This is a genomic window from Tenuifilum sp. (assembly GCF_037481895.1).
In the GTDB taxonomy this organism is placed as follows: Bacteria; Bacteroidota; Bacteroidia; order Bacteroidales; family Tenuifilaceae; genus Tenuifilum; species Tenuifilum osseticum.
In genome coordinates, this window is the sequence record NZ_JBBFKU010000034.1 from 1 (window position 1) to 22,616 (window position 22,616).

At 41.4% G+C, this 22,616-nt stretch carries 17 protein-coding genes; 12 read left to right on the plus strand and 5 right to left on the minus strand.

Features of this window, described 5'->3' with window-relative positions; genetic code table 11:
* Window positions 1–365: 365 nt before the first annotated feature.
* The 3 genes from hutI (at window position 366) to ftcD (ending at window position 4,125) form a co-directional block, all read left to right on the plus strand.
* The gene (gene hutI, locus WHS63_RS10340; RefSeq protein ID WP_445205038.1) at window positions 366–1,622 is read left to right on the plus strand and encodes an imidazolonepropionase; all 1,257 of its coding nucleotides are present in this window, start codon (window positions 366–368) and stop codon (window positions 1,620–1,622) included.
* Window positions 1,623–1,629: 7 nt separating this feature from the next.
* On the plus strand, window positions 1,630–2,349 hold the full coding sequence (locus WHS63_RS10345; protein WP_445205039.1) for a DUF4197 domain-containing protein: 720 nt from the start codon (window positions 1,630–1,632) through the stop codon (window positions 2,347–2,349).
* Window positions 2,350–2,427: 78 nt separating this feature from the next.
* Window positions 2,428–4,125 (plus strand): glutamate formimidoyltransferase, encoded by a 1,698-nt coding sequence (gene ftcD, locus WHS63_RS10350; RefSeq protein ID WP_445205063.1) that lies wholly within the window; start codon window positions 2,428–2,430, stop codon window positions 4,123–4,125.
* Between the two features lie 67 nt (window positions 4,126–4,192).
* Here ftcD and WHS63_RS10355 read toward each other — a convergent pair whose 3' ends face one another.
* Window positions 4,193–5,728: an OmpP1/FadL family transporter gene (locus WHS63_RS10355; protein WP_445205040.1), complete on the minus strand. Its 1,536-nt coding sequence runs from the start codon at window positions 5,726–5,728 to the stop codon at window positions 4,193–4,195.
* 77 nt (window positions 5,729–5,805) lie between these two features.
* Window positions 5,806–7,206, minus strand: coding sequence for a hypothetical protein (locus tag WHS63_RS10360; RefSeq protein ID WP_445205041.1), 1,401 nt, complete (start codon window positions 7,204–7,206; stop codon window positions 5,806–5,808).
* A 106-nt stretch (window positions 7,207–7,312) separates the two neighbouring features.
* Between WHS63_RS10360 and proS the strand changes: the two genes are divergently transcribed.
* From proS to tilS, 8 genes are all read left to right on the plus strand, one after another.
* Window positions 7,313–8,788, plus strand: a complete 1,476-nt coding sequence (gene proS / locus WHS63_RS10365; RefSeq protein ID WP_445205042.1) for a proline--tRNA ligase — start codon at window positions 7,313–7,315, stop codon at window positions 8,786–8,788.
* Window positions 8,789–8,892: 104 nt separating this feature from the next.
* Entirely contained in the window at window positions 8,893–9,594 is a 702-nt protein-coding gene (locus WHS63_RS10370) for a hypothetical protein (RefSeq protein WP_445205043.1), read from the plus strand.
* A 21-nt stretch (window positions 9,595–9,615) separates the two neighbouring features.
* Complete coding sequence (locus WHS63_RS10375; protein ID WP_445205044.1) at window positions 9,616–11,244, plus strand: dipeptidyl-peptidase 3 family protein; 1,629 nt, start codon at window positions 9,616–9,618, stop codon at window positions 11,242–11,244.
* A gap of 79 nt (window positions 11,245–11,323) precedes the next feature.
* Entirely contained in the window at window positions 11,324–11,896 is a 573-nt protein-coding gene (locus WHS63_RS10380) for a SiaB family protein kinase (protein ID WP_369488251.1), read from the plus strand.
* Between the two features lie 16 nt (window positions 11,897–11,912).
* Window positions 11,913–13,751, plus strand: coding sequence for a hypothetical protein (locus WHS63_RS10385; protein WP_445205045.1), 1,839 nt, complete (start codon window positions 11,913–11,915; stop codon window positions 13,749–13,751).
* Between the two features lie 63 nt (window positions 13,752–13,814).
* Entirely contained in the window at window positions 13,815–14,837 is a 1,023-nt protein-coding gene (locus tag WHS63_RS10390) for an SDR family oxidoreductase (RefSeq protein WP_445205046.1), read from the plus strand.
* 46 nt (window positions 14,838–14,883) lie between these two features.
* The gene (locus WHS63_RS10395; RefSeq protein WP_445205047.1) at window positions 14,884–16,206 is read left to right on the plus strand and encodes an anthranilate synthase component I family protein; all 1,323 of its coding nucleotides are present in this window, start codon (window positions 14,884–14,886) and stop codon (window positions 16,204–16,206) included.
* Window positions 16,193–17,521 (plus strand): tRNA lysidine(34) synthetase TilS, encoded by a 1,329-nt coding sequence (tilS, locus tag WHS63_RS10400; protein WP_445205048.1) that lies wholly within the window; start codon window positions 16,193–16,195, stop codon window positions 17,519–17,521. Before WHS63_RS10395 ends, tilS begins: the two co-directional genes overlap by 14 nt.
* Before the next feature lie 8 nt (window positions 17,522–17,529).
* Here the strand turns inward: tilS and WHS63_RS10405 are convergent, their stop codons facing one another.
* Complete coding sequence (locus tag WHS63_RS10405; RefSeq protein ID WP_445205049.1) at window positions 17,530–19,407, minus strand: ABC-F family ATP-binding cassette domain-containing protein; 1,878 nt, start codon at window positions 19,405–19,407, stop codon at window positions 17,530–17,532.
* A 372-nt stretch (window positions 19,408–19,779) separates the two neighbouring features.
* On the opposite strand from WHS63_RS10405, the gene nth reads away from it, so the two are divergent.
* On the plus strand, window positions 19,780–20,436 hold the full coding sequence (gene nth / locus WHS63_RS10410; RefSeq protein ID WP_445205050.1) for an endonuclease III: 657 nt from the start codon (window positions 19,780–19,782) through the stop codon (window positions 20,434–20,436).
* 45 nt (window positions 20,437–20,481) lie between these two features.
* Here nth and WHS63_RS10415 read toward each other — a convergent pair whose 3' ends face one another.
* Both WHS63_RS10415 and WHS63_RS10420 read right to left on the minus strand, forming a co-directional pair.
* A complete protein-coding gene (locus WHS63_RS10415; RefSeq protein WP_445205051.1) occupies window positions 20,482–21,114 on the minus strand; it encodes a hypothetical protein in 633 nt (210 codons plus the stop codon).
* A gap of 92 nt (window positions 21,115–21,206) precedes the next feature.
* Window positions 21,207–22,454 (minus strand): hypothetical protein, encoded by a 1,248-nt coding sequence (locus WHS63_RS10420; RefSeq protein WP_445205052.1) that lies wholly within the window; start codon window positions 22,452–22,454, stop codon window positions 21,207–21,209.
* Window positions 22,455–22,616 lie beyond the last annotated feature (162 nt).

Consider the following 22,616-nt stretch of genomic DNA (forward strand, 5'->3'; position numbering starts at 1 on the left):
TGAATTTGTTTTACCATCAGCATAAAAGTACAATTTTAGTTTGTACTTTTAGTCTAGTTTTATAGGGGGTCAAACCACACCGATTACGTAGATTTGATGGATTTTCACTGTGTAACACTGTGTTGAACTCCCTGTAACTCTGTGAAACTAGTTGGGTTGATGGTTGACGGTTGTAAGTAAAAGAGTGTCTATTCCGACTCATTCCGAGTATTCCGAGTATTCCGACTCATTCCCACTTAACACTGGTTAACTATCCTCTTTTAACGCTCCCCCTTATCCTTGCTGCCCACCCAACAACCTGCTTAAAAACATTTCAGAATTCATCTTAATTGCCTATCTTCGAGGCCATAAAAATGCATTCGCCCATGCAAATACTTATTCTAAATATCAAAAAGTTGGTTCAGGTGGAAGATAAACCGGCAGTTTGGAAAGCCGGTAACGATATGGCCAAGCTGAAAACTATTGATAATGCATATTTACTGATAGACAAGGGGCTAATTGCCGATTTTGGGCCAATGTCCAAAGCTCCCGATCTTTCATCGCTTTCGGGCGATGTGCTAATTTACAATGCGTTTGGCCGTATGGTTTTCCCTTCGTTCTGCGATTCGCACACCCATTTGGTTTATGCTGGTAGCCGCGAGATAGAGTATATCGACAAGATAAAGGGTCTGTCCTACGAAGAGATAGCTAAACGTGGTGGAGGTATACTAAACTCAGCCAAACGTTTAGCCGAAACATCTGAAGATGAGCTTTACAACCAATCGCTTGCTCGCATTTACGAGATAATTCGGAAGGGAACCGGAGCCGTGGAGATCAAGAGCGGTTACGGCTTATCCACCGAGAGTGAGTTGAAAATGCTTCGGGTTATTAAACGGTTAAAGGAAACTACGCCTATAACCATAAAATCAACCTTTCTTGGCGCTCACGCTGTACCTGCTGAGTATAAAGGCCGACAAAGCGAGTATGTTGATTTGATTATCAATGAGATGATACCTGTGGTTGCCTCTGAGGGCTTAGCCGATTATATTGATGTTTTTTGCGATAAAGGTTTCTTTACCGTTGAGGATACTGAGCGTATCCTGATGGCAGGAATCAAGTATGGCCTTAGGCCCAAACTCCATGCAAACGAACTCGATTTTTCAGGGGGTATTCAGGTTGGCGTAAAGTATAATGCGCTTTCGGTCGATCATTTAGAGTTCACTGGTGATGATGAGATTAATGCACTACTTGGCTCTGAAACTATGCCTACACTTCTGCCCGGTGCTGCATTCTTCCTGGGTATGGTTGACCCTCCCGTACGGAAAATGATCAACGCGGGTCTTCCCATTGCTTTAGCATCCGATTTTAACCCTGGTTCTTCTCCATCGGGCGATATGAAGTTTATCATGTCGCTGGGATGTATCAAACTCCGCATGTTGCCCGAGGAGGTTATAAATGCAACAACAATTAACGGTGCATACGCCATGGGCATTTCCGATACACACGGAAGCATTTGCAAGGGTAAGGTGGCAAACGTATTTATTACCAAGCCCATACCCAGCTACGAGTATATGCCCTACGCCTATACATCCGATTTGATTGAAACGGTTATCCTGAATGGCAGTATTATCAACGATAAATAGTTGGAGTATGAAAAAAAGCTTATTACTTCCAATAGTTATATTGATATCGGCATGTGCTGAAATATCAATTCCTACAAATTTTCCTATCCCGCAAGGTTCAGGGAGTAAGCCACTTACCAATGCCGAGGTGGTTCAAGGGCTTAAAGAGGCATTAGCCATTGGCGCAAAAAACTCAACGGGTTTAGCATCGCAGGTTGATGGGTTTTACAAAAACCCCAATATTTTTATCCCCTTTCCCCCGGAAGCCGAAAAGGTTCGCAAAACACTGGTCGATGCCGGTTTCTCCAAGCAGGTCGATGAGTTTACACTTACGCTTAATCGCGCTGCCGAGGAGGCTGCCAAAAAGGCTTTGCCTATTTTTACTGACGCCATTTCTAAAATGTCGTTTACTGATGCCATGGAAATACTGAGGGGCCCTAATAATGCGGCTACCGAATACTTTAGGAAAAACACATCTGAACAACTGTTTGCCGCCTTTAAGCCTCAGGTTCATGAGGCTATTCAAAAGGTAAAGCTCACCTCCTACTGGGAGCCTTTAGCAACAACCTATAATAGGCTAACCCTTTTAACTGGAGGTAAAGCAGTAAACCCAAATCTCGACGATTATGTGACCCAAAAGGCTATCGATGGTCTTTTTGTCCTAATTGAGCAGGAAGAGTTAAAAATCCGTAAGGATCCAGCCGCCCGGGTAACTGACATACTAAAACGAGTTTTTGGGAATAACTAAACAAACAATTAAGGGATATTAAACTTTATCCTTTAACCTTTAACCTTTAACCTTTGAACTTTAACAAACACCATAATCATTATGTCACTGAAAAAGTTAATTGAGTGTGTGCCCAATTTTTCCGAAGGGCGCGATATGACAATTATTAAGCAGATAACTGATGAGATTGAAGCCGTTGAAGGCGTTAAGTTAATTGATGTTGATCCGGGCAAAGCCACTAACCGAACTGTAGTTACGTTTGTGGGAACCCCCGATGAGGTTGTTGAGGCTGCATTTCGGGCAACCCGCAAGGCAATGGAGCTCATCGATATGAGCAAGCACCATGGTGCTCACCCACGCTTTGGCGCAACTGATGTCTGCCCGCTTGTTCCGGTGGCCAACATCACCATGGACGAGGTGGTTGAGTATGCCCGCAAATTGGCTAAGCGTATTGGTGAGGAATTAGGAATTCCTGTTTATTGTTATGAGTATGCTGCATTTGAGGAAAAGCGCCGTAACCTTGCAAATTGTAGGGCAGGCGAGTACGAGGGATTACCCAAGAAACTTCAGGATCCTGCTTGGAAGCCGGATTTTGGCCCATCACAGTTTATTCCTAAAACTGGAGCTATTGCTGTGGGAGCACGCAATTTCCTTGTGGCATACAATGTTAACCTTAACACCACATCAACCCGAAGGGCTAATGCGGTAGCATTTGATATCCGTGAAAAAGGGCGCCCAATGCGTGTGGGCAACCCCGTTACGGGTAAAATTGCCACCGATGAGAACGGCAATGAGATATGGGTGCCCGGATCCCTAAAGGCTTGCAAAGCAATTGGATGGTTTATTGATGAGTATGGAATTGCCCAGGTGTCAATCAATTTAACAGATATAACCGTTACCCCTATTCATGTGGCTTTTGAGGAGGCATCCAAAAAGGCAGCAGAAAGAGGCTTAAGGGTTACCGGCTCTGAGATTGTTGGGGTTGTTCCCCTTAGCGCCATGCTTGAGGCAGGTAAATATTTCCTGCGTAAGCAGCAGCGTTCGCTTGGTATCCCTGATAGGGAGATAATAAAGATTGCTGTAAAATCGATGGGTTTGGATGAGCTTTACCCATTTGACCCCGATAAGAAAATCATAGAGTATATCCTTGAGGAAAAAACCGGTAAAAAATTGGTTGACAGAACGCTTGAGGGTTTCACTCAGGAAACTGCATCCGAATCGCCTGCTCCTGGCGGAGGTTCCATATCGGCAGCCATGGGCGCTTTTGGCGCTGCACTTGCTACCATGGTAGCAAACCTATCATCGCACAAACCCGGTTGGGACGATCGCTGGGAAGAATTCTCCAACTGGGCCGAAAAGGGCAAGTTTTTCATGGAGCAGCTTATTAAAATGGTTGATGAGGATACTGCTGCGTTCAACCGCATTATGGACGCATTTGGCTTACCCAAGGGAACCGACGAGGAAAAGGCAGCCCGAACAAAGGCCATACAGGACGCTACCCTATACGCCATCGAGGTGCCATTCCGTGTCATGAACCTTTGCTTTGAGTCAATGGAGGTTATAAAGGCAATGGCTGAACATGGTAATCCTAACTCCGTTTCCGATGCCGGTGTTGGTGCTTTGGCTGCACGCTCAGCGGTAATGGGAGCTTATCTAAATGTAAAAATCAATGCTTCAGGCCTAAAGGATAAGGATAAAGCCAATGAGTTCATTAGTAGGGGTGCCGAGATAGTTAAGAAAACCCAACAAATGGAGGCTGAAATTCTATCAATTGTTGAAAGTAAAATAATGGCTTAAATCATTGTAATTAATAAACAGCAAAGGGCGCCTTTTAGCGCCCTTTGCTGTTTTGAAGGTATACCAACTAAAATCTAAAACCAAAAGTAAGCAGAACTCTACTATCACGCACCTTGTTGGTAACGCTAGGAATATTCAAATCATAGAAAACGTATTTAACATCCTGTAATGTTCTTAGGTAGGCAAAATCAATTGATACGTTGCCAGCTCTGTAGCCAATACCACCTGAAATCTGCTGAATTTTGGATTTGTCGTTGAGGAAACCCGATTTGTAGGGCGATGGGTAGTAGGCATAACCTCCTCTTAGAGCGATATCCCCAATTTTATACTCTCCACCAAACCTTAGGTTTGTAACACTCTTAAAGGTGTTTCCCATTTGGCTATTTAAATCCCAGAAAGTGTCGCCATCGCCACCCCGGCGGAAACGCATGGTAGAGTAATCGAGATGCTCAACATCAATGCTAACCAATCCCTTTTGCATAATTATAATAGCAACACTTCCGGTAATCTTCATAGGTGTTTCAAAATGATAATCATACCTACCCAGCGGGCTGTTGCTTTGGAAGTTAACCTCTGTGCCAGTTGTGTCGAAGTTTGTAATTATCGATGACGAGAATGCATCGTCGAAACTATAAAATGTAGGGGTGTGGAGCGATAGCCCAATGCGAAGTTCAGGTATCGGAGTATAAATACCTCCAATTTTCAGGTTGAAGCCTGAGCCTTTCGTTTCTACATAATGTTTGTAATCCATGTAGTAAAACCTATCTCCGTTTGGCCTGGACGGATTGCTTGCTTTTGCATCTTCAGAATAGGTTGAGTTAAATGTGTAATTAAAATCAGTTATTCCTAACGATGCACCCAAATACAACTTATTTGAAATATTTACACCAAAAGCGGTTGTGAACTCTCCCGAACCACCTTCAGTAGTTGAAATATTTTTATATTTAACTGAATCTTGTAGGTAAATGGCAGGTTCATAGGTGCCTGTTCCAGAGTCATATTGGTAAAGCAACCAGGTGTTCCAAGCCATTATCGATTCCCATGCACCACCTCCTAAGGTATTAAAGGGATTGTAGTTTGTTGATGGTTCTAACTGCGATGGGGTGTATTTACCATTAGTAATGGCTGAGAAATAGTCCATGATGGAATACTTATTGTAATCGCCAAGGGTAATTGCGTTAGAGTGGTAATCGTTGGTTCTGTTGTAGCCAAATGATAAGTTGTATGCCAGGATGCCCTTATCTTCGGATTTATAAGGCTTGAACGACATTACGAAGCCTAAATTATCAAGGTTAATCCTATTCTTGTTATCCGATGCCGATACACCTAAAAAGGTTGATGATACTTTTTGTGTTTTGAACGATGGTGTAATGGTGAATTCGCCTGATTTGTATACACCTACACCAGCGGGGTTAAGCGCAATTGACGAAAAATCGGCTCCCAGTGCTCCAAAAGCACCGCCCATCGATACAAAACGAGCTGTTCCATTATTTACGGTTTGACTAAACCTAAGGCCATCGGCAAGGTTTTGGGCGTTTAGTTTGTAACCCAGAGTTGATAGGATTGCTAAAAAGCCAATTGTTAAAGACCTGTATGTTTTCATGTTTGTTTTTTTATGTAATTAATCTTTTAAACAAAAAAGGGGGAGAGGTGATCCTCTCCCTTGAGGTGCATATTTAACTATCTCCTTCTAGTAGTTGAAGTTCCGCTTGAACTGCTACTTGATGAACTTGATGAACTGCTAGATGATGAACGGGATACCGAGGAATTGCTGCTAGATGAACCACTACTTGAACTACGGGGGCGTTCATAATCATAGCTACGGGTTGAAGGTTGTGATGACGATGGGGTGCTAACCCTGTTTGGGCGGTTGTAGGTTGGAGTGGTAGTTCGGGTAGGTGTTGTAGTTGATGGGCTACGAGTAATAGTTGGCTGTGTTGATGGGTTCTCAACTCTACGGGTACTGTTGTACTCGCCAGAATTACCAGTTCGTGGGCGCTCGTAGGTTGGAGTTGTGCCCCTGCGGGTAGGTTCCGATATGCCAATCTCACGGGTAGGCCGCGTTGTTCTTGATGACGAAAAATCGCCCGTGCCGTCAGATACTCGAGTTGATGTTCCATCTCTTCGTACAACAGTTTGATTTCCTGTTGAGGTAGTTCGACCTTCGCCCCTGCGGGTTTCATAGGTTGGTGTTACTCGTGTTTGAGTCTCACGTGTTGTAACAACTGGGTTTGTTTCAGCAGGAACATCTGTTCTTGTCCTACGGGATGTAACTATTTGTCCATCACCTGGAATGACCGATGTGCTTCTTCCACCTACATATTGATCGGTATTGTTGGTCGAATTTCCTCTGCGGCCATAGTAGTACCTGTTGCTATTGGGCGTGTACTTGTCCCAGTAATAGGTTGCATCGTACCATCCTGACCAGTATGCGTTGCTTGCAACGTATGGGGAGTAGTACCATGGATTGTAGTACCAAGGGTTATAGTACCATGGATCCCAGTAATACCCTAAGTAATATGAGTTCCATGGGTTATAGCCCCATCCAAACCCGAATCCAAAGTAGAAACGCGACCTTGGCCAACCAAACGAATTGTAAATGTACCAGGGCTCAACCCATACATTACTTCCCATTACTACAACTCTGTAGTATGAAGGGTCGTAAGCCTGGGCGTAACGCCAGTCGTCGGAATAGTAAACGCTCCAGTCTTCCATACCATAGCGGGGGTCCTCAAAGCCCCTTAACCTACGCTCGTACGATTCCTCATAGCTATCGGAAAGTATTCTGCGGTATGGGTTTGTATCTTCTGCCTTGTAAATAACGGTATCGTTTTTGCTGCTATCTTCCAATGCTTTTAAAGCTTCAGCAAATTTGCCGTCCAGTTTATTATACTGTTCCGATTTAGCTGAAGGTGCAACTGGGCTAACGTTTGTAACTTGTACTTTAGTAGATTTTGAATTAGTTGTTCCATATATTTCATCATCCCACGATGATGTATTGCTAACCTGCAGCCCTGCAGAACAGGATGCCAGCATGAAAACTGCGAGGGTGAGCGCTGAGTTGAATAAATTGGTTTTCATATGCACCTCCATTTAATTAGTTGTTAGGGTTATAATTCATTTTTATTAATTACTTTTGCCAGTGTTTTCATATTGATTATAGCAAAAATCATTCCAATTATTTGATATGGCAAAGGAAATTACAAGCAGAAGCGAAAATTATTCGCAGTGGTACAACGACATTGTGGTTAAAGCAGGACTGGCCGATTATTCTGCAGTACGGGGATGTATGGTTATCAAACCATACGGTTATGCCATTTGGGAAAAAATGCGTGACCAACTCGATAGAATGTTTAAGGAAACAGGCCATCAGAATGCATATTTTCCTCTATTCATCCCAAAATCGTTTTTCAGCCGCGAGGCAGCTCACGTTGAGGGTTTTGCGAAGGAGTGTGCTGTGGTTACACATTACCGCTTGAAAAACGACCCTAACGGCAAAGGCGTAGTGGTTGACGATGAAGCTAAGCTTGAGGAGGAACTGGTTGTTCGACCCACTTCCGAAACCATAATTTGGAACACATACAAAACATGGATACAGTCGTATCGCGATTTGCCTATACTAATTAACCAGTGGGCTAACGTAGTGCGCTGGGAGATGCGTACACGCCTGTTTCTTCGTACTGCTGAATTTTTGTGGCAGGAGGGTCATACCGCCCATGCCACCATGCAGGAAGCCGTAGAGGAAGCCGAACGAATGATTAATGTGTATGCCACATTCGCCCGCGAGTGGATGGCAATGCCGGTTGTGGTTGGGAAGAAATCGGAGTCGGAGCGTTTTGCCGGGGCCGTTGATACTTATGCCATTGAAGCGCTTATGCAGGATGGCAAGGCTTTGCAGGCTGGAACTTCGCATTTCCTTGGCCAAAACTTTGCCAAGGCTTTCGATGTAAAGTTCCTGAACAAGGAGGGGCAACAGGAGTATGTTTGGGCTACATCGTGGGGTGTTTCTACCCGCCTTATGGGTGCACTGGTTATGACCCATTCTGACGATAATGGTTTGGTGTTGCCTCCAAAACTTGCTCCAACACAGGTAGTTTTTGTGCCAATCTATAAAAGCGATGAGGAACTATCAGCCATTAGTGAGGTTGTTCACAAGCTAAGATCTCAAATGCATTCCAAGGGAATTACCACTTACTACGACGACAGGGATAATTACAAGCCCGGCTTTAAGTTTGCAGAGCATGAAATGCGAGGTGTTCCAGTAAGGGTTGCAATTGGTCCAAAGGATATCGAAAAGGGAACAGCCGAGGTGGCTCGTCGCGATACCCTTCAAAAACAATATGTGCCTCAGGAGCAGCTTGCCGATACTATAGTTGCATTACTTGAAGATATACAGCAAAACCTCTACAACCGGGCCTTGGCTTTCCGTGAAAACAATACCGTTAAGGTAGATTCCTACGAAGAATTCAAAAAGATAGTAGCAGAAAAGGGAGGCTTTGTTCTGGCTCATTGGGATGGAACTCCCGAAACCGAGGCTCAGATTAAAGAGGAAACAAAAGCAACTATTCGCTGTATTCCGCTAGATATGCCAGAGGAGGAAGGGAAATGCATTTTAACAGGAAAACCATCGAAACGTAGGGCTATTTTTGCTCAAGCATACTAGTAACCTATGAGATGTTTAATAAAATGGGCTGCAAAACGCAGCCTTTTTTGCTTTGTTTACTTTTAATATTTAATGTATATTTGAAATTCTTAAACTGAATATTTATGGAAAACCAAAACACACAGCAAAAAATTCAAAATCTACTTACCGAGAAAGCCGTTGTAAAACAGAAAATTTATGATAATACCCTTGAGGTTTTTGGATTGATTAAGGAAGTTCTCAAAGAAATTGAGGAAGATTTTAACGATAAGCTTAGGGGGTACGATAAAAGGGTTAAGCTGGAGTACAATGACCGGGGAAAATATGAAGCCGAATTAAAGGTGGCTGGCGATTTGTTAATTTTTAGCATGCACACCAACGTATTTGAATTTGACCGCGATCATAGTATATGGAAACTATCCTATGTTTCCGATAATGTTCTCAATTCCTATTGCGGAATTATCAACATATATAACTTTTTGGCCGATTCCTTTAAATATAATAGGCTCGAAGACCTTGGTTACCTGATTGGAAGAATATTTGTAAACCGTGATTATCACTACTTTGTGGAAGGGAAACGCCAAATGGGGTTCCTTTACAATAATTTCGGTTCAGCGGTTATCGATAAAAAATCGCTAAGAACAATAATTGAAACGGCCATTATGTATGCATTGGAATTCGACTTGCTGGTTCCACCATACGATGTGGTTAAAATTGCTTCGGTAGTGCAGCTAAATACTAAAATTGAGAATGCTAAGCTGCAAACCGGTAAACGTTTGGGTTTCAGGTTTAACTCCGATGATGTTTTGGAGGAAAAGGAACAATAATCTATCAATATAAATTTTATTATGAAAGGGAAAACATTACTACTTGCAGCTGTTGCAACGCTCACAGTAATTGGTTGCAATACAAAAAAAACACAGGAGACCGAAATGCAGAAAAAGGTTAACGAATTTGCTCCGGTTGAGCTTAGGGTTGATATAATCAGCCTTTCCGATAAAGAGAAGCAAATGCTTCCTTTACTTTTTGAGATTGCCGAAATCATGGATGAACTATTTTGGCTACAAACCTATGGCGATAAGGAAGAACTGCTTAGCAAGATAAGCGATGAAGCAACTCGCGACTTTGTAATGATAAATTATGGCCCATGGGAAAGGCTTAACGATAACAAACCTTTTGTTGAGGGTTATGGCGAAAAGCCCCTTGGCGCAAATTTTTATCCTAAGGATATGACTCGCGAGGAGTTTGAAGCCTTTCAGGCTACCGATAAAACAAGCCTATATACAATTATTATTCGTAATGCCGATGGCAAGCTTGAGTCTGTACCATACCATGTTGCTTACAAGGAAAAAATTGACAAAGCCGCCGATTTGCTTCGTAAAGCCGCCGAACTTGCCGAAGATGAAGGACTCAAAAAATACCTCACCCTTCGCGCCGATGCCTTGCAAACCGATGACTACTTTGCCAGCGACCTGGCATGGATGGATATGAAGACCAATAATATCGACTTTGTGGTTGGTCCAATTGAGAATTACGAGGATGCTCTGTTCAACTATAAGGCTGCTTATGAAGCATACATACTTATAAAGGATTTAGACTGGACTCAAAAGATTAACCGTTTTGCCGCGCTACTCCCAAAACTTCAGGAAAGTTTACCAGTTGAACCGGAATACAAAAAAGAAAAGCCCGGTATCGATTCTGATTTAGGTGTTTATGAGGTTGCTTACTATGCAGGCGATTGCAATTCTGGAAGCAAAACCATTGCTATTAATTTACCCAACGATCCTCGTGTTCACCTGGAAAAGGGTAGCCGCAAGCTGCAGCTTAAGAATGCCATGAAAGCTAAGTTTGAAAAAATTCTTCTGCCTATTGGAAATATGCTCATTGCCGAGGAGCAGCGTGATAACATCAAGTTTGATGCTTTTTTTGAGAACGTTATGTTCCATGAGGTTGCCCATGGGTTAGGTATCAAAAACCTTGTTAATGGGAAAGGCACGGTTCGTGAGGCATTAAAAGAAATGCATTCCGCTTTGGAAGAGGGGAAAGCCGATATTCTTGGCCTTTACATGGTATCGCAGCTTGCGCAAATGGGCGAACTGCCCGAGAAGGACATGATGGATAACTATGTAACCTTTGTTGCAGGTATTTTCCGATCGGTAAGGTTTGGTGCAGCTTCGTCGCATGGAAAGGCTAACATGGTTTGCTTTAACTACCTGAAAGAACGTGGTGCTTTTGAGCGAATTCCTGAAACAGGAACCTATCGTGTCAACTATGAAAAGATGACGGAGGCAATGAATTCATTGGCCAAGGACATTTTAACCCTTCAGGGTAATGGCGACTATGCTGCCGTAAAGAAACTTTTTGAAGAGAAAGGATTCATTACCGATGAACTACAGGCCGATCTGAACAGGGTGGCTGAGGCTAATATCCCACGTGATATTAACTGCATTCAGGGAAAAGAGTTGCTGGGTTTATAAACCTAAAAATTAAGGTCGGATGGTTTGCTTTCCGACCTTTTTTATTCTATTTTTGAAAGCAATATAAAATTTCTGGAGTATGAACCTATCATTTAATTTCATTAAATCCGTCTCAAATATTTACGACGAAATGATTGATAATGGATTCTCCCTGGTTTACCTAGGGGAATTTAGCCATGAGATCACAAAAATGTTCACATCGATGGCGGAATCGGATATGGAAAAAAATAGTGAGGAACGCTCGGTGCAGCGTAAGGTTTACCACGTTATGGTTGAAACTCTCCAGAATATGAATAAGCATTCCGATGAGATTCAGGAGCGTAATATCGGTAAAGGGTTATTTATCATTGGCAAAAAACACGATACATACTATATTATTACCTCCAACAAGGTGGCCCGAAAGCATAAAGATCATCTTGAAAACGCACTGATAACCGTTAATAGCGCAACACCCGAGGAACTCAAGGAGATGTATAAACGGCAAATTCGCGAAGGAAACCTTTCCGATAAGGGGGGAGCGGGCTTAGGGCTAATTGATATTGCTCGTAAAACAGGTGAACCATTAAACTACCAATTCCTTCAACTCGACGATCAAAACTTCTTCTTTATCCTTAAAGTTGAAATTAATGCCAAAAAATTTGCTAAGGAGTAAGCTTATTTCTTGATGAATGACTGATTTTAAGTTGCTTTCATATACCCGTGGTAAAACCATCATTGCATTAGTAATGATGGTTTATTTTTCATTTTTTGGATTTATTAATTATTCATCTTTTGCACAATCTGATAGCAACCGGGTTAGTTCTGATAGTATTAAAAAGAAAGAGGATAAAATTTCTCAAACCGTATATAAATGGTTTGGCCGTCAGAATGTTAATGTTGCACCATTAACCAATGAGGAAACTGTTAATCGATTCTTGAAGCATGAAGGCAAGATAATTTCACAGATTAGTATAATACGTTTTGATGCGTTTGGATACTCGGTTTACGATACTACTATTAAACCAGAGAGGAATATTGAAAAATTTGGGAATAGCTTGCATTTAAAAACCTGGAAAAAAATTATTCAAAACAACTTGCTTTTCAAGGAAGGCGATAAGGTTGTTCCATTGGATTTGGCTGAAACTGAGCAGTTGCTGCGTCAAAGTAACTTCTTTGAGGATGCCAATATTTTAGTTCAACCCTTGAGCGATTCAAGCCATGTGCATGTTTATGTGATAACCAAGGATATTTGGACAATATCCGCTGGGGTGCAATACTCATCCCCTGAAAAGATGAAACTTGCTTTATCGGAAAGGAACTTTGCGGGTTTAGGTGTTCGAGCTAAAGCAATAGCTTATTATAATAAGACTTTTACCGATAAATGGTCGTATCAAGGGGAGTTTGATGTACCAAACTATTTTGGTTCATATATTTCCAGTAGCTTTTTTGTAAGAAAAGGTCATTCCTATGAGACTTACCTTATGAGGTTTAACCGTGATTTCTTTGCATCCAAGACTAAGTATGCAGGAGGTATTGAACTTTTAAAGTCCGACGAACCTTACAGGGTTTTCACCGACGATTCAGTTGTACAAATTTCTTATCAGTCGCAGGACTGGTGGATTGGCCGATCAGTCAGGGTTAGTAGACGCTCTGGTACCAGTGCCCCTCTAAATCTGGTTTTTGCATTACGTTACTATAGGCGCGATTACTTTCAATCACCACCGGTTTCTATTTACCTAAATCCAGTATTTCATTCGGCTGAAAATTATGTTGTTTCGCTGGGGTTATCCAACCAAAACATTTATCGCTCCAGCTTATACTTTGGATTTGGGAACACTGAGGATATCCCTGTTGGTTTTAAAATTCAGGCTACAAGCGGTATTCAACAAAGTGCATTTCAGCGTCGTTTTTTGATTGGAGGGGAACTTTCAGCTGCTGAGGTTACACCATGGGGTTATTTGTTTCTATCGTCAAGGCTAGGGGGCTATCTTGCTGAGGGGCCAAAGGTAGAGCAGGCTGTTATCAACCTTAGAGCACAGTACTTCTCTAACCTTTACCACATTGGCCGTAATGATATTCGTCATTTTATTCGGTACGATTTTACTCGAGGGGCTGCCCGTTTTAGTGGTGAACGGGAGTATGTTGTTTTAACAAACAACTATGGTGTAAGGGGACTTAGGAGTCCCGACCTTTATGGCCAAACACGATTGATGTTTAACTTTGAGTCCATGTTATATTCACCCCATTACATCTACGGATTTAGACCTGCTTTTTTTGTTTTTGCCGATTTTGGTATGGTTGGTGAGTCCGATGAGTTAATCTACCAAAACACCCTGTATAGTGGGTTTGGAGTGGGTTTAAGGTTGAAGAATGAAAGTTTGATATTTCCTACGTTTCTTTTTCGTATTGGTTACTACCCTAAGTTGCCACCCGATGCCGAAGTGGCATACTGGTTTATTTCAACCGAGAGCCGAAGGAATTTTGAGCAATTTAGGATTAAAGAACCATACATTCTTCAATATCAGTAATATCTATACTTAAAAACTTTTTACATACTGTTTTGTTTCTTAAACAACATAAAATTTTGATGTATGACAAAAACTATACTTGTAACCGGTGGAACCGGTTATATTGGTTCATGGGTTGTTAAGGAATTGCTTGAAAAGGGTTATCGCGTAAGGGTACCTGTTAGGTCGTTTAACAAAAAGGACAAGTACCTGCATCTGCAGAATTTGCCAAATTCCATTAATTTACTTGAACTTTTTGAGGCTGATTTGTTGATTGATGGAGCTTTTGATAAAGCAGCTGAGGGTGCCGATGCCATAATACATATGGCCTCACCATTTACTCTTCGGTTTAAAGACCCGCAACGCGATTTGGTTGACCCTGCTGTTAAGGGTACAAGGAATGTTTTGGGTGCTGCAAGCAAATCGTCGACAGTGAAAAGGGTAGTGCTAACCTCGAGCGTGGCTGCTGTTCATGGCGATAATATCGACATGGAGGAACAAGGATTAACCGAGTTTACTGAAGAAAATTTCAACATTACAAGTTCATTGAAGCATCAACCTTACTCCTTTTCAAAAGTTCAGGCTGAGAGGGAGGCATGGCGAATTAATGCGGAACAGAGTAAATGGGAGTTAGTGGTAATAAACCCCGCTTTGGTTCTTGGGCCTTCACTCGCAGAAAATTCTAATTCGGAAAGCCTTCAAATCATGAAGGATTTGCTTTCCGGTAAGTATCGTTTTGGCGCACCTGACCTTTACTTCGGTTTTGTTGATGTACGCGATGTTGCTAAAGCACATGTGCTAGCTCTTGAAAACCCTTCTGTTTCTGGTCGATTTATCATTGCTGAACGAGTGGCAAATTTCATGGAACTGGTTGCAATTATCAACAATAAATTCCCTGGTCAGTTTAAACTCCCCAAAATGGTGGCCCCTAAGTGGTTACTTTACTTTGTTAGCCCTCTTTTTGGCCTTTCACCTCGGTTTGTAGCCCGTAATGTTGGATATCGAATTGCGTTCCGTACTAGTAGAAGCAGGCAGGAGTTGGGTTTGGTATATACCCCTTTTGAACATACAGTTGTTGATATGGTGAACCAGTTCAAGAAAAATTAAACCATCCCCACTCTTCATGAACCCATAATTGGCTACCTTTGCGCTTATGCGCAGTAAATACATCCATAGGGTAAGCAATTTTGATAGGTTTGCCAAAAATCTGGCGCGTGAGGTTGAAAACACCGATGTGGGTATCCTTCTTCGGGGATCCGATAGGTTCACTATTCCGGAAACCAATTTTACCAGCCGTTTTCAACTTGCTGCTGCTGTAGGTGTTAGCTCGGCTTGCTGCCCAAATTCTAATCATTTTGATGAACTCGATGAGTTCCTAAGCGCTCATAATGATTGGGTTTTTGGGTATTTTACTTATGACCTTAAAAATCAACTCGAACATTTACAGTCCAATAACCCCGATGGAGTTGGTTTCCCCGATATGTTTTTCTTTGTACCCCGGATACTGATACTGGTCAATGGTGAAATTGCTGAGTTTCATTACCTTCAGCACGAAGTATCACAAGAAGAAGTAAGTGATTTGATTGATAGGCTAGAAGGTGACTTGGAGGAATTGGACCACAGTGTGTCGGTTGTTTTCCGTTCCCATTATTCCTATAACGATTACTTGAATACTGTTAACGCAGTTAAGCAGCACATTGCCCGGGGTGATGTTTACGAGTTGAATTTATGCCAGGAATTCTTTGCTAACAATGTACGAATTATTCCTTTTGTTGTTTTCAATGGGCTTTACGACAGGTCGCCAACGCCTTTTGGCGCATTTCTTAGGGTAAAAGATAGGTTTCTGATGTGTGCCAGCCCGGAGCGCTATTTGCGTCGCGATGGTGATAGGCTATTCAGCCAGCCAATTAAGGGTACAGCACCGCGAATGGAATCGGACGAGTCTGATCAGCAGGAGATATTTCGACTTAAAACCGATCCTAAGGAACGTGCTGAGAATGTAATGATTGTCGACTTGGTCAGAAACGATTTATCGCGAATAGCCAAGCGCGGGAGTGTTAGAGTAAATGAGCTTTGCGGGATTTATACGTTTCCACAGGTGCACCAGATGATTTCAACCGTGTCGTGCGAGCTGGCCAATGGGCTGCGCCCAACCGATCCTTTTAGAGCCACATTTCCGATGGGTTCAATGACTGGTGCCCCAAAAGTTAGGGCAATGGAGCTAATTGAGAATTTTGAACGTTCCAAACGCGGGCTATACTCCGGTGCAGTTGGTTACTTTATGCCCAACGGCAATTTTGATTTTAACGTGGTAATTCGTAGCTTGCTTTATAATAGAAGCAATGGTTATTTGTCATTCACAGTTGGTGGGGCAATAACCTTTAAGTCGCAACCCGAGGCTGAATACAGGGAGTGCTTAGTTAAGGCAAAAGCCATTTTAGAAACCCTAAATGCTCAAATAGATGCTGCAGAGTAAAATGATCGATTTTGTTCGTGAGCACCAAATGGCAAATGACCAGGATAAAATCCTGGTAGGGGTTAGTGGTGGTATCGACTCGATGGTGCTATTGCACCTATTGGTCCATGCCGGGTATAGTGTTGGTGTTGCTCACTGCAACTTTAGCTTGCGGGGCGATGAATCGGATGCCGATGAACAGTTTGTTCGTTACCATTGCCTGATGAATGGCTTACCGGTTCATACCATTAAGTTCGATACCTTGGAATATGCCAAGGAGAATGGCTTATCCATTCAGGTGGCTGCTCGGGAATTGCGTTATGCATACTTTGATGAGATTTGTAAGGAACATAAATACACCCGAATAGCCATAGCTCACAATCTAAACGATTCCGTTGAAACAGTGCTGCTAAACCTTAGTCGGGGAACTGGTTTAAGAGGGCTTACCGGAATCAAACCCGTAAACGGGAATATCATTCGCCCACTGCTTTTTGCTACCCGTGTTCAGGTTCAAGAGTATGCTGCCTTACATAATATTTCGTATCGCGAGGATTCCAGTAACGCATCCGATAAGTACAAGCGTAACTACATTAGGCACAAAGTTTTGCCGCTTTTGCGTGAGTTAAACCCCTCTGTCGATTTCTCAATTTATCAAACCGCACAGCATCTTCGTGAGGCTCAACTTATTGTTGATAGCTTTTTGACCCAATTGCATAAGGATATTGTTAATGAAAATGGGGGTGTATTCTATATCGATATTGAAAAACTGAAGAACCAGGCCTCTGTCAATATTTTTTTAGTTGATTTTCTGTCGGACTTTAATTTTACCCCTGCCATGACTACTGAGGTTTGCGAACTATTAGAATCGTCAATTGGCAAAAGGGTAGAGTCCGAAACACATGTAATCTTCCGCGATAGGAATCACCTTATTCTACAGCAAAAACAAAAGAGACAAAGCGTTGAGTGTCAGATTGATGTCGACTTAACGCAAATTGACCAACCTGTAAAATTAAGTTTTAGTAAACTTGATTACTCTCAAGGTTTTGTGTTTGGGAAAGATACAAAATACGCATATCTTGATCTGGAAAAACTCAAGTTTCCACTTACCATCAGACCATGGCAACATGGTGACCGGTTTATGCCTTTCGGTATGACTAGCTTAAAAAAGATTAGCGATTTCCTTGTTGACATCAAAATACCCCTTCCTGATAAGGAGAGGGTTTTTGTTCTGACCTCGGAAAATGAAATTGTATGGGTTATTGGTTACCGAATTGATAATAGGTTTAGGGTTGATGAGAATACCCGAAAGATTTTACATATCAAATTTGATGATTGATTGCATGGTCATTCCTCAAATTCATTCAATTCCAACCAACGCATTTCTTTATCCTCGAGTATTTTGGAAATTTCACTAAACCTATTTGAGATGTCCATAAGCAGCTTAGCATCTTGAATGCCACCATTGAGCAAACCTTCAATTTCTTTCTTTTCCTTTTCCAGTTTTTCTATTTCATCGGTAAGTTTTTCCAGCTCTTTCTTTTGGGCAAAGGTTAACTTGCTCTTCTTCCTTTCGGGTTGGGGGCGTTTGCTTTCGGTTTTCCCTTTAGAGGAGGTTTGTTGTTCGGCATTACTTTTTTCCTGCTCCTTTGCCCATTCACGGTATTCAGTATAGTTGCCCGGAAATCCGCTGATTTCCCCATTGCCCTCAAAAATCAACAGGCCATCAACTAGTTTATCCATAAAATACCGGTCGTGCGAAACCACAACTACTACGCCAGGAAAGTTAATAAGATAATCCTCTAAAACATTGAGCGTAAAAATATCGAGGTCGTTGGTTGGCTCGTCGAGTATTAAAAAGTTAGGATTTTGCATAAGCACTGTTAGCAGGTATAGCCTGCGCTTTTCGCCTCCGCTTAGCTTACGAACAATAGTGTGTTGCTTGTCGGGTGTAAATAGAAAGTTGTTTAGAAACTGCGATGCGGTTATAGTTTTACCATTAGCAAGGGTGATTACCTCAGCTATTTCGCGAACCACGTCAATAACCTTAACATCCTCGGGAATATTCATTCCGCCCTGGCGGTAATATGCAATTTTTAGAGTTGTACCGGGGTCAATTTTTCCGGAATCGGGAGGGAGTGTTCCTGTAATCAGGTTAAGGAAGGTAGTTTTACCGGTGCCATTAGCACCAATAATACCAAGTCGTTCAAAGCGGTTGAAGGTGTAGCTAAAGTCTTTTAGAATTACTTTACTGTCAAAGCTTTTTGAAAGATTATGGACCTCCATTATTTTTTTTCCTAGGCGCGAGGCGCTAACGCCTATTTCAACATCGTTGGAATGAATTTTTTGCTGTGCGGTTTCGCGGAGCTTGTAGAATGCATCAATTCTATACTTGGCTTTTGTTCCTCGTGCTTGCGGCATGCGACGCATCCATTCAGTTTCCCGTCGGAGTAAGTTGCTTGCTCTGTCAATTTCTGCCAGCTTTGCCCTAATTCGCTCATCGCGTTTCTCAATAAAATAGGAATAGTTTCCGTTGTACGTATAAATCTGCTTTTGATCTATCTCAATAATATCGGTACAAACACGGTCAAGGAAATACCTGTCGTGGGTAACCATCAGCAATGTTTTTTGCGACCGTGTTAGATAATCCTCTAACCATTCCACCATTTCAAGGTCGAGGTGGTTGGTTGGCTCATCGAGGATAAGCAGGTCGGGGTTGCTTATCAGCACCGCAGCAAGCGCAACTCGCTTACGCTGTCCACCCGAAAGCAGCTGAACGGGTTGATTTATATCCGTGAGCTGAAAAACTGAGAGTATTTGCTTGGCCTTTTGTTCCCTATCCCAAATGTTAAGCCTGTCCATCTCGTCAATGGCATGCTGCAATGCCATTTTATCGGTTGACTCAATAGCTTTTTCATAATTACATATAGCAACCGAAATGGCATCATCGGCATTAAAAACATTTTCTAAAACCGATTTTGACAAATCGAGTTGGGGTTCCTGTGGTAGATAGCCAACGCTAATATCGTTACGTAGGGTTACTTTTCCGGAATCGGGTGTGTCATGTCCTGCAAGGATATTAAGCAATGTACTTTTACCTGTCCCATTTCTTGCTACTAGGGCTGTGCGCTGGTTTTGGAATAGGCTAAGCGATACATCGCTCAATACCTCCAAATCACCAAACGACTTGTTTACATTCTCGGCTTGTAGGTAAATTAATGCCAAAGTATTCTTTATTTGGAGTTGCAAAGTTAGTAATTTGTGCAATATTTGCTTAAACCGGATTGCCATGAATTAACAAATCCATACGGGTTGATAAAAATGGGGAGGTAGTCGGATTATTAGATGAATGAGTCGGAATGAGTCGGAATGAGTCGGAATGAATCTGAGGGAGTCGGAATGGACAGAATATCATGAAGTTAGATGAAGTTAGAGGAATAGCGGAAAGAGATCTGTTAAGACGAATTACAATGAATTAACAGATCCATACGGGTTGATAAAAATGTTGATTTAGAAATATTTTAAGAGGAGATTAGCCAGTGGAAATAAAAAAGGTTTATTCAATTTAATCTAACTTTGGGGTTAAAGAGAAATAAGATGAATTCAAAAAAGGAACTATACCGTTTTGTAATCGAGTATTTTGAGAAAACCCGTCCCATTGCTGAAACCGAATTGCATTACTCCAATCCGTATGAATTGCTTGTTGCAGTTATACTTAGTGCGCAATGCACCGATAAACGTGTAAATCTAATTACACCAAATTTTTTTAAAAGTTTTCCCGATGCTGTGAGTTTAGCAAACGCCAGCGTGGAAGATGTTTACAAAATAATAAAAAGCTGCTCATACCCAAACAGTAAGGCAAAGAATCTGCTAGGAATGGCCAAGATTTTGGTGACTGAGTTTAATGGCGAGGTTCCTTCTGATATCAATCTTTTGCAACGTCTTCCGGGTGTTGGTCGTAAAACAGCCAATGTTATTGCATCGGTAGTGTTCGATAAACCAGCCATGGCTGTTGACACTCATGTGTTCCGTGTAGCAAATAGGATTGGTTTGGTAAACAACGCCAAGACCCCACTTGCCGTTGAACGCCAGCTGATTGAAAACTTCCCCCTTGAGCTTATTCCTAAAGCTCATCACTGGCTTATACTTCACGGTAGGTATGTGTGTACTGCACGGAAACCCAAGTGCACAGAATGTGGTTTAACACTGGTTTGTAAGGAATACAAGAAAATCAGTAAAAAGGTAGAAAAATAAAAAGGGACGCATTAGCATCCCTTTTCTTAACTTATTGGGTAGGTATTATAGCTTTACAATTGCACCTATTGTAATAAACCCTGTGGTTGCAATGGCATCGAGGTTAGCGCCAACTCCAAATGTATTGGTGATGTTGGTTGTGTTGTTATCTTTAACTGAAACACGATTAAAGTTAAGGTTAAGTCCACCAATTACAGCTTCAAGTTCAACTTTATCAGTCAATTTATATGAAATGCCTGGAAATGCCGATATCCCAATGGTGGTTGTTTTAGGGCCAGTTGTGGTTGTTGAACCCTCCTTGTGCTTTTCAACACCATACGAAAAACCTAAATTCCCTTGAGTAAAAACCGAAAATTTGTTTAGGGAAAAGGCGTAGTAACGGGCAAACGGCGTTAACCCAAATGTTGTAGTTCTATCAATTTCTTCAGGGGTGCCAGGGGTTTTCTCACTTTGTAGGTTAAAACCTAGTATGGCTCCAACTGCAAGCTTTTCGGATAGGAAGATTCCTGCTTTGGGGGCTAGTGAGAAACTGGTTAGTGTAACCTTGTCAACGGAAGTGTTGCCATTTTCAATTTTTCCGCCAGTGGTGTTAAATCCAACGCTACCACCAACAAAAATTTGAGCAAACAGTCCTGTTGTTGCAAATAATAATAACGAACTAATTACTACTCTTTTCATAGCTTTGTTTTTAAAAGTTCGCACTAAATTATTGCTTTTTTAATTATTTGCCATGTTAAATAGTGTTGTGTTCAAAATTTATTGAAATTACATTACTTAAAGTTGAATATCAAGGGCAGAATAAAAACCACAAAAATCAACCATATTCCATAGTAGGGTAAAAATTTGGCCGTTACTTGCTCAATAATGGTTAAGTGTTGTTTTTTTCGTATCACTCTCAATAAATTGGTTAGGATTAAAATTAAATGGGTGAAAAATAGAAGGTTCGATCCTATTACAGCTAGGCGGTTAGGTGTTATGCCATACTCCGTAATCCTATAAAGAATAGCCAGTAACGCTACAACATTTATTAGCAAAGCTATTGTTGAAAGAGCAGTGAAAATGATTGTGTAATAATTATTTGTTGAGTTGTTAACTCTTTCCGAAATTGAAAAAATCACCAATGCAACAACTCCAATAAGCATTGCATTGAAAATAATTAGAAAATCCCTATTAATAAAAGGATTGCTTCCTTTTGCTATTATGCTGATAAGGTATATTATGAGTGTTATTAGTATTAGTGGGCTAAAAATATTGGCAACTATAGTGACAATTTTATTTGATAGGTATTCGAATTTATTAATCAGATATGTGCAAATTATTGGAACGGAAACTACTCCAGGTATAACAATTAGTTCAAAATAAATTTTTTCAACGTTTATTCCAATTGCGCTAAACAACCCAATGGTAAAAGCAGTTAGGATCATTCCTGCTATTGCAAAAATGCCAAACAAAACAGCTAAGTCGCCATTATACTTTATAAACTCAATTCGTTTTTCATTATTTTTTAGTTCGAACTCTGAGAATACTATTCCAAAAATAAACCAAAGAAGTATGGGTAAATGGAGGTATATCAGGGTTGTAGAGCTACTTTCCGTTTTTGGCAGAACATTTACATAAATTGCAGAAATAATAAAAAATCCAACGACTGCTGCAGTTTTTTTTAGGTTGATATTTTTTAGTATGGCCGTGTAAAGGGTGACTCCAAGGAGAGCTGTTAGCGCAAGGTTCCGTTCGTAAAAATTATTTTCATGTGGGTTAAACCCAAACAACCAAGGAATTAACATGATAATACTGACTATCAAACAGGAAATTAAAACATATGCAATTTCTTTTAGGTTTACATTGAACAGTATTTTATTATCGGCGGTTAGCCTAGTAAACCAAAATTTTGCTAATGGAATGCTTGATATTTCAGGGTAAATGCTGAAAAAGGCTTTTTCAAAACCTTTTCTGTTCTTTCTGTAAAGTTGCTCAAGCACTTCAGGATTGTCGAGGTTGTTCCTAATTGAGTTTTCCATTGTGAGGCGATTTTTTGGTTAACGCCAATTATAAGTAAATTATTGTGAAGTGAGTTAGAATGAATCCCAAAAAGTAATGCACTTCAAGGTAGTTTCTCAGCGCTCCATGATCCCTCCGGCAATGCTGATTATGGTTACTTTTTTGAACAATGAAAGCCAGTC